At 62.7% G+C, this 12,226-nt stretch carries 13 protein-coding genes and 1 tRNA gene; 12 read left to right on the top strand and 2 right to left on the bottom strand.

The window, feature by feature from the left end; genetic code table 11:
• Window positions 1-4 precede the first annotated feature (4 nt).
• The 8 genes from lptB to FAZ95_RS02430 all read left to right on the top strand — a co-directional run bounded on the left by lptB (window position 5) and on the right by FAZ95_RS02430 (window position 6,556).
• The gene (gene lptB / locus FAZ95_RS02465) at window positions 5-805 is read left to right on the top strand and encodes an LPS export ABC transporter ATP-binding protein (protein WP_437437727.1); all 801 of its coding nucleotides are present in this window, start codon (window positions 5-7) and stop codon (window positions 803-805) included.
• Between the two features lie 191 nt (window positions 806-996).
• Window positions 997-2,505 carry an RNA polymerase factor sigma-54 gene (locus FAZ95_RS02460; protein ID WP_137330992.1) on the top strand — a complete coding sequence of 503 codons (1,509 nt, stop codon included), beginning with the start codon at window positions 997-999 and terminating at the stop codon, window positions 2,503-2,505.
• Between the two features lie 169 nt (window positions 2,506-2,674).
• Window positions 2,675-3,046 carry a ribosome hibernation-promoting factor, HPF/YfiA family gene (gene hpf, locus FAZ95_RS02455; RefSeq protein WP_137330991.1) on the top strand — a complete coding sequence of 124 codons (372 nt, stop codon included), beginning with the start codon at window positions 2,675-2,677 and terminating at the stop codon, window positions 3,044-3,046.
• Window positions 3,043-3,273: a hypothetical protein gene (locus FAZ95_RS02450; RefSeq protein ID WP_137330990.1), complete on the top strand. Its 231-nt coding sequence runs from the start codon at window positions 3,043-3,045 to the stop codon at window positions 3,271-3,273. The genes hpf and FAZ95_RS02450 overlap by 4 nt, the downstream gene beginning before the upstream one ends.
• 11 nt (window positions 3,274-3,284) lie before the next feature.
• Window positions 3,285-3,797 (top strand): PTS IIA-like nitrogen regulatory protein PtsN, encoded by a 513-nt coding sequence (gene ptsN, locus FAZ95_RS02445; protein ID WP_137334390.1) that lies wholly within the window; start codon window positions 3,285-3,287, stop codon window positions 3,795-3,797.
• Between the two features lie 140 nt (window positions 3,798-3,937).
• Window positions 3,938-4,906, top strand: a complete 969-nt coding sequence (hprK, locus tag FAZ95_RS02440) for an HPr(Ser) kinase/phosphatase (protein ID WP_137330989.1) — start codon at window positions 3,938-3,940, stop codon at window positions 4,904-4,906.
• Between the two features lie 84 nt (window positions 4,907-4,990).
• Window positions 4,991-5,884, top strand: a complete 894-nt coding sequence (gene rapZ / locus FAZ95_RS02435; RefSeq protein ID WP_137330988.1) for an RNase adapter RapZ — start codon at window positions 4,991-4,993, stop codon at window positions 5,882-5,884.
• A 36-nt stretch (window positions 5,885-5,920) separates the two neighbouring features.
• On the top strand, window positions 5,921-6,556 hold the full coding sequence (locus FAZ95_RS02430; RefSeq protein ID WP_137330987.1) for an LON peptidase substrate-binding domain-containing protein: 636 nt from the start codon (window positions 5,921-5,923) through the stop codon (window positions 6,554-6,556).
• A gap of 32 nt (window positions 6,557-6,588) precedes the next feature.
• Here the strand turns inward: FAZ95_RS02430 and mutY are convergent, their stop codons facing one another.
• A complete protein-coding gene (gene mutY, locus FAZ95_RS02425; protein WP_137330986.1) occupies window positions 6,589-7,689 on the bottom strand; it encodes an A/G-specific adenine glycosylase in 1,101 nt (366 codons plus the stop codon).
• Window positions 7,690-7,712: 23 nt separating this feature from the next.
• Window positions 7,713-8,543: a bifunctional DNA-formamidopyrimidine glycosylase/DNA-(apurinic or apyrimidinic site) lyase gene (mutM, locus tag FAZ95_RS02420; protein WP_137330985.1), complete on the bottom strand. Its 831-nt coding sequence runs from the start codon at window positions 8,541-8,543 to the stop codon at window positions 7,713-7,715.
• Between the two features lie 87 nt (window positions 8,544-8,630).
• Between mutM and FAZ95_RS02415 the strand changes: the two genes are divergently transcribed.
• The 4 genes from FAZ95_RS02415 (at window position 8,631) to FAZ95_RS02400 (ending at window position 12,190) form a co-directional block, all read left to right on the top strand.
• Window positions 8,631-10,487 (top strand): tetratricopeptide repeat protein, encoded by a 1,857-nt coding sequence (locus FAZ95_RS02415; protein WP_137330984.1) that lies wholly within the window; start codon window positions 8,631-8,633, stop codon window positions 10,485-10,487.
• Window positions 10,487-11,119 (top strand): lipoprotein insertase outer membrane protein LolB, encoded by a 633-nt coding sequence (gene lolB, locus FAZ95_RS02410; protein ID WP_137330983.1) that lies wholly within the window; start codon window positions 10,487-10,489, stop codon window positions 11,117-11,119. The genes FAZ95_RS02415 and lolB overlap by 1 nt, the downstream gene beginning before the upstream one ends.
• 59 nt (window positions 11,120-11,178) lie before the next feature.
• Window positions 11,179-12,060, top strand: coding sequence for a 4-(cytidine 5'-diphospho)-2-C-methyl-D-erythritol kinase (ispE, locus tag FAZ95_RS02405; protein WP_137330982.1), 882 nt, complete (start codon window positions 11,179-11,181; stop codon window positions 12,058-12,060).
• Between the two features lie 53 nt (window positions 12,061-12,113).
• Window positions 12,114-12,190, top strand: a tRNA-Gln gene (locus tag FAZ95_RS02400).
• Window positions 12,191-12,226: the final 36 nt, after the last annotated feature.

The raw sequence follows: 12,226 nt of genomic DNA, 5'->3' as shown, positions 1-12,226 counted from the left end.
CACCCTGTCAACTCCCGCCGCTGCCGCGACTCACACGCTGCCCAACCGCAACGCGCCAGGCACGACGAGCTCCCTGGTGGTGCGCAGCCTGAAAAAACGGTATGGGTCGCGCACAGTCGTCAAGGACGTCTCGCTCGACGTGAAAAGCGGCGAAGTCGTCGGCCTGCTCGGGCCGAACGGCGCCGGCAAGACGACGTCGTTCTACATGATCGTCGGCCTCGTGCCGCTCGACGCCGGCGAAATCGTCCTCGACGGCAACTCGATCAGCCTGCTGCCGATTCACAAGCGAGCGTCGCTCGGGCTCTCGTATCTGCCGCAAGAAGCGTCCGTCTTCCGCAAGCTCACGGTCGAGGAAAATATCCGCGCCGTGCTCGAGCTGCAGCTCGACGAGCACGGCAAACGGTTGTCGAAAGCGCTGATCACCGAACGCACCGAAGCGCTGCTCGACGAACTCCAGATTTCGCACTTGCGCGAGAATCCGGCGCTGTCGCTTTCGGGCGGGGAACGCCGCCGTGTCGAAATCGCGCGCGCGCTCGCGACGAACCCGAGCTTCATTCTCCTCGACGAACCGTTCGCGGGCGTCGACCCGATCGCCGTTCTGGAAATTCAGAAGATCGTTAAATTCTTGAAGCAGCGCAATATCGGCGTGCTCATCACGGACCACAACGTCCGCGAAACGCTCGGGATTTGCGACCACGCTTACATCATCAGCGACGGCAGCGTGCTGGCCGCCGGCGCACCGAGCGACATCATCGAAAACGAAAGCGTGCGCCGCGTCTACCTCGGCGAACATTTCCGGATGTAACGGCGGCGCGCACCGCGCCGCCGCGGCAGCCGCCACGCCGACCGCCTCCCCGCCGGGCTTAGGCCCGCGATCAGCAATTTTTACGGGGCTCGCGCCCCGCCTTCCCGAACGCAAACCGTCAATACGCTATTTCCAGGCGTCGCGAGGTTTCGCTCGCGTGGCAAACTCTCTACAATGAAATTCAACTTGCCATGAAAGCCAGCCTCCAACTCCGCCTATCGCAGCATCTCGCGCTGACGCCACAACTGCAGCAGTCGATCCGGCTGCTGCAGTTGTCTACGCTCGAACTGCAACAAGAAGTCGCGATGGCGGTCGCGCAAAATCCGCTGCTCGAAAGCGAAGACGAATGGATCGCGAGTCCGCTGCGCGTCGCGGCGGACGGGTCGGTGATTGCGCAAACGCCGAACGCGAGCAGTCCCGAGCCGATGCCCGGCGCGTCGAATTCCTCGAGCCCTGCCGAAAATGCCGACGGCGGCGAACCGCAAAGCGTCGACGAATACAACGGTCTAGCCTCGGACAGCGGCTCCGACGCGAGCCAATGGAATCTCGACGACTACGGCCGCTCCGGCAACGCGTCGGATGACGACGACTTGCCGCCGCTGCAAATCCACGAATCGACGACCACGCTGCGCGACCACCTGATGGCGCAACTGCGCGTCACGCAAGCGAGCCAACGTGACCGCGCGCTGATCACGTTCCTGATCGAATCGCTCGACGACGACGGTTACTTGACCGCCTCGCTCGATGAAGTGCTCGCCGATTTGCCGGAAGAGCTCGAAGTCGATCTCGACGAATTGAACGCCGCCTTGGCACTGCTGCACAGCTTCGATCCGGCCGGGGTCGGTGCACGCACGGCTTCCGAATGCCTGAAGCTGCAACTGCATCGCCTCGACGCATCTCCTACGCGCACGCTCGCACTCGAAATCGTCGCCCATCATCTGGAACTGCTCGCGGCACGCGATTTCACGCGCCTGCGCAAACAACTGAAGGCCAATGACGACGACCTGCGCGACGCCCACGCGCTGATCCGCTCGCTCGAACCCTTCCCCGGCGCCGCCTACGGCAAGGCCGAGGCCGACTACGTCGTGCCGGACATCATGGTGAGAAGAACTGCACAAGGCTGGCAGGCCGAACTGAATCCCGAGGTGGTGCCGCGGCTGCGCATCAATCACCTTTACGCGAATATTTTGCGCAACAGCCGGGGCGATCCCGGCAGTGGCTCGCTGCGTCAACAGCTGCAAGAAGCGCGTTGGCTGATCAAAAATATTCAACAACGATTCGAGACGATTCTCAGGGTCGCGCAAGCCATTGTGGAGCGTCAAAAGAACTTTTTCACGCACGGCGAAATTGCGATGCGCCCCTTGGTTTTGCGGGAAATAGCTGATACGCTGGGGCTACACGAGTCAACGGTCTCGCGTGTGACAACCGGGAAGTACATGCTTACCCCGTTTGGGACGCTTGAATTTAAGTACTTCTTTGGATCTCACGTTTCGACCGATACGGGGGGCGCGGCCTCATCAACGGCCATTCGCGCACTCATCAAGCAACTGATAGGAGCTGAAGACACCAAATCTCCTCTTTCAGACAGCCGCATAGCCGAACTGCTGGCGGAACAAGGATTCGTGGTCGCACGCCGCACGGTTGCCAAGTACCGCGAAGCCCTCAAGATTCCCGCAGTGAATTTGCGCAAGTCTTTGTAGCTCGCTGCTTTTTGCGGTGGGCATTTTCCGGCCGCGATGCTGTTGGCGGAGAAGGCCGGCCGATACGACCCGCCGCTCGTCAGTCACGGGGTGATGACTCGAGCGGGCCGCTCCCGACCGGTACTGCCGCACCAATCGGTGTCAGGCGGCCATTCGTTTGGAGAGCACTATGAATCTGAAGATCAGTGGACACCATCTCGAAGTAACGCCAGCGTTGCGGGAATACGTGATCACCAAACTGGACAAGGTGCTAAGACATTTCGATCAGGTGATCGATGGCAATGTGGTCCTCTCGGTCGACAATCACAAGGAAAAGGAAAAGCGTCAGAAGGTCGAAATCAATCTCCATCTGAAGGGCAAAGACATCTTTATCGAAAGCGCAGACGGCGACCTCTACGCCGCGATCGACCTGATGGTCGACAAGCTCGACAGGCAAGTCATCCGGCACAAGGATCGTCTCCAAGAGCATCAACACCACGCGATCAAGCATCATCCGGAGGCGTCCCACATCGAGCTGCCGCCCGCAGTAGCGAATTCTTGAAGAAGCATTCGTCACCCCTGAAAAACCGCCCGTTTCCGGGCGGTTTTTTCGTCTGGCGGCGCGCCGAACCCGCGCTCGAAGTCGCGCTTTTCGGCAGCGAAACGACACCGCGCGGCAACGGATGGCGCGCTGCACCATCGACGCTCGCGCTGTTCTATAATGTCCCGGTTATTATCGGGGTCGCCAGACGTTCGGAACAATTCAGTCTCGCGCGCAATTCCGTGTGAGCACTGCGAATATGGACAACCAGTCAGTTGCCGCGAGGAGAATCCAGGCCACGCGTCCGCCTGCCAACATGAATCGTTTAGCCAAATTCCTTCCCCTCGAAAACGTCGTCGTCGGACTATCCGTTACCAGCAAGAAGCGCGTATTCGAGCAAGCGGGCCTGATTTTCGAAAATCAAAACGGGATCGCGCGCAGCACGGTCACCGACAATCTGTTTGCGCGCGAACGCCTCGGTTCGACGGGACTCGGCGAAGGCGTCGCGATTCCGCACGGCCGCATCAAGGGGCTGAAGCACCCGCTCGCCGCCTTCGTGCGGCTCGAGCAGCCAATTCCGTTCGAATCGCCGGACGGCCAGCCGGTCTCGCTCCTGATCTTCCTGCTCGTGCCGGAACAGGCCACGCAGCAACATTTGGAGATCCTCTCGGAAATCGCGCAATTGCTGTCCGACCGCGAAGCGCGCGAACGCCTGCATTCGGAGCCTAGCGCCGCGGAGTTGCATCGGCTGCTCACCCAGTGGCACCCTTGAGGGTGTAACAGAGCAATGCGCATTGCGCCGGCCGGTGCGATGCGCGAGCGGGCGCACCCGGAACCGTTACGTTAGCCGACCGAACCGGCCGCCAGGAGGTCGATCGATAAAGCGGCCTGGCAACTTGGAGTCACGGATTCATGGACACGTCCAGCATCAACGCCCAAAGCATCTTCGACGACAACGCCTCCATGCTCAAACTGAGCTGGTTGACGGGCCATGAAGGCTGGGAGCGCGGCTTTTCGACCGAAACCGTCGCCACGGCGACCGCCAGTTCCGACCTCGTCGGCCACTTGAACCTGATCCACCCGAACCGGATCCAGGTGCTCGGCGACGCCGAGATCAACTACTATCAGCGCCAAACCGACGAAGACCGTTCGCGCCACATGGCCGAGCTGATCGCGCTCGAGCCGCCGTTCCTGGTCGTCGCGGGCGGCATCGCGGCGCCGCCTGAGCTCGTCCTGCGCTGCACGCGCTCGTCGACGCCGCTCTTCACGACGCCGATGTCGGCGGCAGCGGTCATCGACAATCTGCGGCTCTACATGTCGCGCATTCTCGCGCCGCGCGCGACACTGCACGGCGTGTTCCTGGACATTCTCGGCATGGGCGTGCTGCTCACCGGCGACTCGGGTCTCGGCAAGAGCGAACTCGGCCTTGAGCTGATCAGCCGCGGCCACGGCCTCGTAGCGGACGATGCCGTCGACTTCGTGCGACTCGGCCCGGACTTCGTCGAAGGCCGCTGCCCGCCGCTTCTGCAGAACCTTCTCGAAGTGCGGGGGCTGGGCCTCCTCGACATCAAGACGATCTTCGGTGAAACCGCGGTACGCCGCAAAATGAAGCTCAAGCTGATCGTGCAACTGGTGCGCCGGCCAGACGGCGAGTTCCAGCGTCTGCCGCTCGAAAGCCAGACGGTCGACGTGCTCGGCCTGCCAATCAGCAAGGTCACGATCCAGGTGGCGGCGGGCCGCAACCTCGCGGTTCTTGTCGAGGCCGCGGTGCGCAACACGATCCTGCAGCTGCGCGGCATCGATACTTTGCGCGACTTCATGGACCGCCAGCGCCTCGCGATGCAGGACCCGGAAAGCCAGTTCCCCGGCAAGCTGATTTGACGCCGGAGCGGCGGCCAACAACGCTGTCATGGGGGCGCGGCAGGCTGGGTCCGGTGCTATGATGAAACGAACGGATTTTTCTCCATGCGCATTGTTCTGATCACCGGCATTTCCGGCTCCGGCAAGTCTGTTGCTTTGAACGCGCTCGCAGACTCTGGCTACTACTGCGTCGACAATCTGCCGCCGCGTTTTCTGCCCGCGCTCGCCGAATATCTGGCGAACGACGGTCAGGAGCGCCTCGCGGTCGCCATCGACGCGCGCTCGAGCGCGTCGCTAAGCGACATGCCCGCCATCATCCGCAATCTGGCGAGCGATCACGACGTCCGGGTGTTGTTCCTAAACGCGAGCACGCAAGCGCTGATTCAGCGTTTTTCCGAAACGCGCCGCCGTCACCCGCTATCGGGCTCGCCTGCGCACGACGCAGACGTGGGTCTCATGACTTCGCTCGAAGAGGCGATCGAGCGCGAGCGCGAGCTCGTCGCCGATCTCGCCGAGTTCGGCCATCAGATCGACACCAGCAATCTGCGCGCGAACGTATTGCGCGCATGGGTCAAGCGTTTCATCGAACAGGAGCATGCGGGCCTGATGCTGATGTTCGAATCGTTCGGCTTCAAGCGCGGCGTGCCGCTCGACGCCGATCTCGTCTTCGATGTGCGCACGCTGCCGAACCCGTACTACGACCACGAGTTGCGCCCTCTCACCGGACTCGACCAACCTGTCATCGATTTTCTCGACGCGTTGCCCGTCGTGCACGAGATGATCGACGACATCGAGGTGTTTCTGAGGAAGTGGCTGCCGCACTTTCGCGACGACAATCGCAGCTATCTGACCGTCGCGATCGGCTGCACCGGAGGACAGCATCGTTCCGTATTCATCGCCGAGACGCTTGCCGCGCGTCTCGCGAGTGAGGCAAACGTGATTGTGCGGCATCGAGATGCGCCGATCGACGTTGGAGAATCGTCGCGCCTGGTGGCCTAACTTGCCGCATTGCGCGGCCTTTTCTAGCGTTGCGCCATGTCCTCTACTCCTGCCGTGCTTGCCGATTTGCCGCTCTTCCCGCTGCATACGGTGCTCTTCCCTGACGGGCTCTTGCCCTTGAAGATTTTCGAAGCGCGTTACCTGGACATGGCGCGAGACTGTCTGCGCGATGTGACGCCGTTCGGAGTCTGCCTGCTCAAAAGCGGCGCCGAGGTCGCGCGGCCTGACGAACCGGCGGTACCGGAGGCGATCGGCTGCCTCGCCAAAATCGAACAATGCGACGTCGATGCCTACGGCATGCTGCTGATTCGTGCGCGCGGCACGCAGCGCTTTCGGCTGCTGTCGCATCGAGTCGAACCGAGCGGGCTCCTCGTCGGCATGGCGGAGCCGCTGCCCGACGACATTCCGCTTGAAGGCACCGAGGCGCTCGCGAAATTCGGCGCATGCGCGGAAGTGCTCGAACGCATCATCGATACGATCCGCGAGCGCGAGCCGCAAAGCCTGCCATTTGGCGAGCCGTTTCGTTTCGACGATCCGACGTGGGTGTCGAACCGCTTGTCGGAAGTGCTGCAGATTCCGCTGCGTGCGCGTCAGAAGTTAATGGAGCTTCGCGACGCGGGCGCGCGCATCGACGTCGTCCATCACTACATGCAGCAGCATCAACTGCTATAAGCGTCGACGCCAGCCAACACGGCTTCGCGAAGCTATAGCAACGATCCCTGAAGCGAATCCAGCAGCTTGCGCACGGGTGCGGGCAGACCGTATGCGTCGATATCCGCAAGAGGCACCCATGAGGTCTCGCTGTCGCCGGCCTCGAGATGTGCGCTCGAATGACCGGCATCGACATCGGCCACGCGCGGCTCGATCTCGAGCTTGAAATGCGTGAACGTGTGCGTGAACGGCGCGAGATGTTCCGGCGCGCGCGAGCCGCCGAACGCGCGAGCACGCTTCGCAAGCGCGGCTTCGTCGGCGGCTTCCGGAAGGCTCCACAGCCCGCCCCAGATGCCGACAGGCGGGCGCTTCTCCAGCAGCACCGAAGCGCCGTCGAGCAGCACGAGCATCCACGTGCGGCGCGTCGGCACCGTCTTCTTGGGACGCGCCGCCGGCAACTCGCGCTGCCTGCCGCTCACATTCGCGACGCAATCCGCCGCGAAAGGACAGCGCGCGCACTCGGGCCGCCCGCGTCCGCACAGCGTGGCGCCGAGGTCCATCAAGCCTTGCGTGTACGCGCTGATGTCGTCGTCGCTGCCGTCCATTGGAAAGAGCGATTCGGCCAGCGTCCACATCGCGTTCTCGATGCGCTTCTCGCCGGGAAAACCTTCCACTCCGAACACCCTCGCGAGCACGCGCTTCACGTTGCCGTCGAGAATCGGCGCGCGCGCGCCGAACGCAAACGACGCAATCGCCGCAGCCGTCGAGCGTCCGATTCCGGGCAGCTCGGCGAGCGCTTCGACGGTCGTCGGAAACGACCCGCCATGTTGCTCGGCGACCGCCTGCGCGCAGCGATGCAGATTGCGCGCGCGCGAGTAATAGCCGAGGCCGGCCCACAACGCCATCACATCGTCGAGCGGAGCGGCGGCGAGCGCCGCAACGTCGGGAAAACGCGCGAGAAAACGCGTGTAGTAGGGAATCACTGTCGAGACCTGCGTCTGCTGCAGCATGATCTCCGAGAGCCAGATCCGATACGGATCGCGCGTGTTCTGCCACGGCAGGTCGTGACGCCCATGCTCGCGCTGCCATGCGATCAGGCGCACGGCGAAATCGGATTGAAGGCGCGAATCGGACGAGGCGAAAGGATGAGACATGAGGAATGAGTTCGGCGCCGGCATCAACGCTGGCAATGAGGACAAAAATAAGTGGAACGCTGCCCTTGGACGATTTGCTTGATCGGCGCGCCGCACACGCGGCACGGCAGACCTGCGCGATCATAGACAAAATAGTCGAGCTGAAAATATCCGCTTTCGCCGTCGCTGCCGACGAAATCGCGCAACGTGCTGCCGCCTTTGTCGATCGCGGCGGCAAGCGTTGCACGCACTGCGGCGGCAAGCAAATCGTAGCGCGCGAGCGAGACTCGCCCGGCGGAGGTCGTCGGCCGGATGCCCGCGCGAAAGAGGCTTTCGGACGCGTAGATATTGCCCACACCGACCACGATATCCCCCGCTAGCAGCGCCTGCTTGACGGAAACCTTTCGGCCTCGCGTGCGCCGGTGCATCAGGGTTCCGGAAAACTCGGGCGAGAACGGCTCGACGCCCAGCGCGGCAAGCAGCGGATGCTCGAGCACATCGCCCGCCTCGCGCGGATGCCAAAGTACTGCGCCAAAGCGGCGTGGGTCACGGAAGCGCAGAATAAATTCGTCGAAAATCCAGTCGATGTGATCGTGCTTCGCAGGCGCGGGCGGCTCGGCCATATGCCGCAACACGCGCAGGGTGCCAGTCATGCCGAGATGGACGATGAACCAGCCGTCATCGATTTCGAACAGAAGATACTTGCCGCGCCGCTCGACTTTGCGGATCAACTGCCTGGCCAGCGTGCTCGCGAAATCCGCGGGCACCGGCCAGCGCAGCGCCCGAGTCCGCACGTCGACTCGTTCGACGCGGCGCCCGGCAACGTACGGCTCGATTCCGCGCCGGGTGACTTCAACTTCTGGAAGCTCGGGCATGTCTGACTGGTGTGTAACTTGCGTGGTCGATTGTGCGTGTATTGTAGCGAGCGCGTTACAATCGACCGAAACATTGAACGGATTTCCATGATCTTGTCCCTGAAGCTGTTTTCGAAGCGCCAGGCCGCAGCATCCGCCCGGCCTGCCGAGCACGCTGCGAAGCGCGCGCTGCCAGCCCGCCGCCTCCTCGGCGCCACGGTCCTCGCAGCCTGGGCGCTCGCCTTGAATCCCGCGTACGCGCAAGACCCGTCGGCCACTTCGGACGACAACTCGGTCTCCGCGCCGGATATGTTCGCGCCTGCATCGGCCGACGAGAAAAAGGATCTGCCGGACGTTCAGCTGACGAGCCAGATCGTCTTCCAGGTGCTCGCCGCGGAAATCGCGCTGCAGCGCGACCAGCCGGCGCCCGCCTTCCAGACGTATCTTGCGCTCGCACGCGATACGCGCGATCCCCGCATGGCGGAGCGTGCCGCCGAAATCGCGCTGACGGCGCAAAGCCCGTCCGACGCGCTCGCCGCGGCGCAGCTCTGGCAGCAGTACGCGCCGAGCTCGGAGCGCGCGGCGCAGCTCGACGCCTCGCTGCTCGTGCTGTCGGGCAAGCCCGACGACGCCTCGCCGCTGCTCGCCCGCGAACTCGCGAAAGTGCCGGCGGAAAGCCGCAGCACTGCGATTCTCGCGCTGCAAGTGCTGTTGTCGCGCGGCCCCAACCGGGTCGGCGGCCTGCATGTCTTGCAAGACCTGCTGAAGAACGACCTCAACCGTCCGGAAGCGCAGCTCGCGATCGGCCGTCAGCAGCTCGTCGCGGACGATCAGCCCGGTGCGCGCGCTTCGCTCGAGCAAGCGCTCAAGCTGAAGCCCGACTATCTGCCGGCCGCGCTCACGCTCGCGCAGATGGGCCCCGACGAACGCAACGAAGGGATCGCGTCGTTCGAAAAGTACGTTCAGCAGAATCCCAAATCGCACGATGCCCGGCTCGCGCTGGCGCAGCTGTATCTCGCGAGCGATCGCCTCGACGACGCGCAAAAGCAGTTCGAAATCATGCGCGCCGACAACCCGAAGGATCTGACGCCGCTGATGGCCCTGGGTCTCATCAAAGTCCAGCAAAAGAAATACGACGACGCGCAGAAGTATCTGTCGCAATACGCACAGCTTGCGGAAAACACGCCCGGCGCAGATGCGGGCCAGGCGTACATCTATCTGGCGCAGCTTTCGCTCGAACAGAAGAACGAAGCGGCTGCTGGCCAATGGCTCGACAAGATCACGCCGAAGAGCCAGCAGTACATTCCGGCGCAGATCACGCGCGCTCAACTGCTCGCGAAGCAGGGCAAGACCGACGATGCGCGCAAGGTGCTCGCCAATCTGCAATCTTCCGACCCGCGTGATCAAGCGGTGATCGCGCGCACGGACGCCGCGATTCTGTTCGACGCCAAGCGCTATCCGGAAGCCGAAGCCCGCTTGCAGCAGGCAGCCCAAGACTACCCGGACGATCCGGACATCGTGTACGACTACGCGATGGCGGCCGAGAAGAACGGTCACTACGACTTGATGGAATCGCAGCTGCGTCTGCTAATCCGCGCGCAGCCGGACAACCCGCAGGCCTATAACGCGCTCGGCTACTCGCTCGCCGATCGCAATCAGCGTCTCCAGGAAGCGGACAAGTTGATCGAGAAGGCGTCGGCGCTTGCGCCGAACGATGCGTTCATCATGGACAGCCTCGGCTGGGTCAAGTACCGCCTGGGCGATACCAGCGATGCCGAAAAGCTGCTGCGCAAAGCGTACAACCTGCAGCCGAACGCGGAAATCGGCGCGCACCTCGGTGAAGTGCTGTGGAAGAGCGGTGAGCAAGATCAAGCGCGCGCCGCATGGCGCGACGCGCAAAAGCTCGAGCCCGATAACGACACGCTCGTCAAAACGCTCAAACGCTTCCAGGTGAACGATCTCTGATGCATGTCTCACGTTTAACCGTCGGCACCGTGCGCTGGCGCGGCGCGGCGTTTGCGCTGGCGTCGGCCGCCGTTGTCGCGCTCGCGGGCTGCGCCTCGGTCACTCCGCACGGGCCGTCGACCTCCAACGCGGCCACCGCGCTTTCGACGCAAACCACGCGCGCCTACCACGGCCGCTTCGCGATTCAATACGTCGATCAATACGGTAAGCAGCGCAACGCCTACGGCAACTTCGACTGGCAGGAACACGGCGATACAGTGACACTGCAGTTGCTCAACCCGCTTGGGCAAACGATGGCGATCGTCACGTCGTCGCCGGCTTCGGCGACGTTGGAGCTGCCGAATCGTCAGCCGATGACGGCCGACAATGTCGCCACCCTGATGCAGAATGCGCTCGGATTTGCGCTGCCGGTCGAGGGCCTGCGCTATTGGCTGCAGCCGTCGCCGGCACCTACATCAAGGGCAACGACGGTGCCCGATCCGCAGCAGGCCACGCGCTTGAAGGAGATCGATCAGGACGGCTGGACGATCAGCTATCTCGCGTACGCCGATGCGCCGGCCACTGGCGTCAAACGACTTAACCTGATGCGCCAGGATCCTCCGCTCGATATCAAGCTCGTGCTCGACCAATGATCGCGCACTCGTCGTGGCATGATTCGCCGCACTTTCTGCCGCTTTTTCCGCTTTAACGCATGATCGAAACGAACCAGTCCCTGCGGGATTGCTTGGCTCCAGCGAAGCTCAATCTCTTTCTGCACATCACGGGCCGCCGGCCCGATGGCTATCACGCACTGCAAACGGTCTTCCAACTGCTCGATTGGGGTGACCGTCTGCACTTCACGCTGCGCCTCGACGGACGCATCCACCGCAAGACCGACGTTCCCGGCGTGCCGGAAGAGAGCGACCTCGTCGTGCGCGCGGCTGCGCTCCTCAAAGAGGAGACCGGCACCGGCGCGGGCGTCGATATCGAGATCGACAAACGCCTGCCGATGGGCGCGGGCCTGGGCGGCGGCAGCTCCGACGCCGCAACGACGCTGCTCGCGCTCAACCGCCTCTGGAAGCTCGACTTGCCGCGCAACGTGCTGCAAGGTCTCGCGCTCCGGCTCGGCGCCGATGTTCCATTCTTCGTATTTGGAAAAAATGCATTCGCGGAGGGTGTCGGAGAAGCGCTTCAGGCTGTACAATTGCCGCCGCGTTACTTTCTCGTGGTGACGCCGAGGGTGCATGTTCCGACTGCTGCGATTTTTTCCGATAAATCGTTGACAAGGGATTCAAAAGCCCTCACAATTACGGACTTTCTTGCACAGCATAACTGCAGCGAAAATTGGCCAGACGGTTTCGGTCGAAATGACATGCAGCAAGTTGTCGTGGGAAAATACGCGGAAGTTGCCCGGGTGCTCGAATGGTTTGCTGACATCGCCCCCGCGCGGATGACCGGGTCCGGCTCTAGTGTTTTTGCCGCGTTCCCAAGTCTCGGCGAAGCAGAAGCGGCGCAAGCCAAGCTGCCGTCCGATTGGGCAAGCGCAGTAACAGCGAGTCTGGATACGCATCCACTCTTTGCTTTCGCGGCATAAGGTTTCGCATCATCGGGATGTCCTACACACCCGGTGAAGCTCAAAGTTAGTGTAGGGGAGTCGCCAAGTTGGTTAAGGCACCGGATTTTGATTCCGGCATGCGAGGGTTCGAGTCCTTCCTCCCCTGCCAAATATTCTTCGCATTTCCCGCCTCCAGCTGAAGCAG

It is taken from the genome of Trinickia violacea (assembly GCF_005280735.1).
Taxonomy (GTDB): Bacteria; Pseudomonadota; Gammaproteobacteria; order Burkholderiales; family Burkholderiaceae; genus Trinickia_A; species Trinickia_A violacea.
This window is presented reverse-complemented; position numbering and strand designations above follow the sequence as displayed.

Bases quoted from the DNA above. Each gene is read 5' to 3' on its own strand.
- lolB (WP_137330983.1), top strand. From the start codon at position 10,487: ATGCATGTCTCACGTTTAACCGTCGGCACCGTGCGCTGGCGCGGCGCG.
- rapZ (WP_137330988.1), top strand. From the start codon at position 4,991: ATGCGCATTGTTCTGATCACCGGCATTTCCGGCTCCGGCAAGTCTGTT.
- ispE (WP_137330982.1), top strand. From the start codon at position 11,179: ATGATCGAAACGAACCAGTCCCTGCGGGATTGCTTGGCTCCAGCGAAG.
- ptsN (WP_137334390.1), top strand. From the start codon at position 3,285: ATGGACAACCAGTCAGTTGCCGCGAGGAGAATCCAGGCCACGCGTCCG.
- FAZ95_RS02430 (WP_137330987.1), top strand. From the start codon at position 5,921: ATGTCCTCTACTCCTGCCGTGCTTGCCGATTTGCCGCTCTTCCCGCTG.
- FAZ95_RS02415 (WP_137330984.1), top strand. From the start codon at position 8,631: ATGATCTTGTCCCTGAAGCTGTTTTCGAAGCGCCAGGCCGCAGCATCC.
- hprK (WP_137330989.1), top strand. From the start codon at position 3,938: ATGGACACGTCCAGCATCAACGCCCAAAGCATCTTCGACGACAACGCC.
- mutY (WP_137330986.1), bottom strand. From the start codon at position 7,689: ATGTCTCATCCTTTCGCCTCGTCCGATTCGCGCCTTCAATCCGATTTC.
- hpf (WP_137330991.1), top strand. From the start codon at position 2,675: ATGAATCTGAAGATCAGTGGACACCATCTCGAAGTAACGCCAGCGTTG.
- FAZ95_RS02460 (WP_137330992.1), top strand. From the start codon at position 997: ATGAAAGCCAGCCTCCAACTCCGCCTATCGCAGCATCTCGCGCTGACG.
- mutM (WP_137330985.1), bottom strand. From the start codon at position 8,543: ATGCCCGAGCTTCCAGAAGTTGAAGTCACCCGGCGCGGAATCGAGCCG.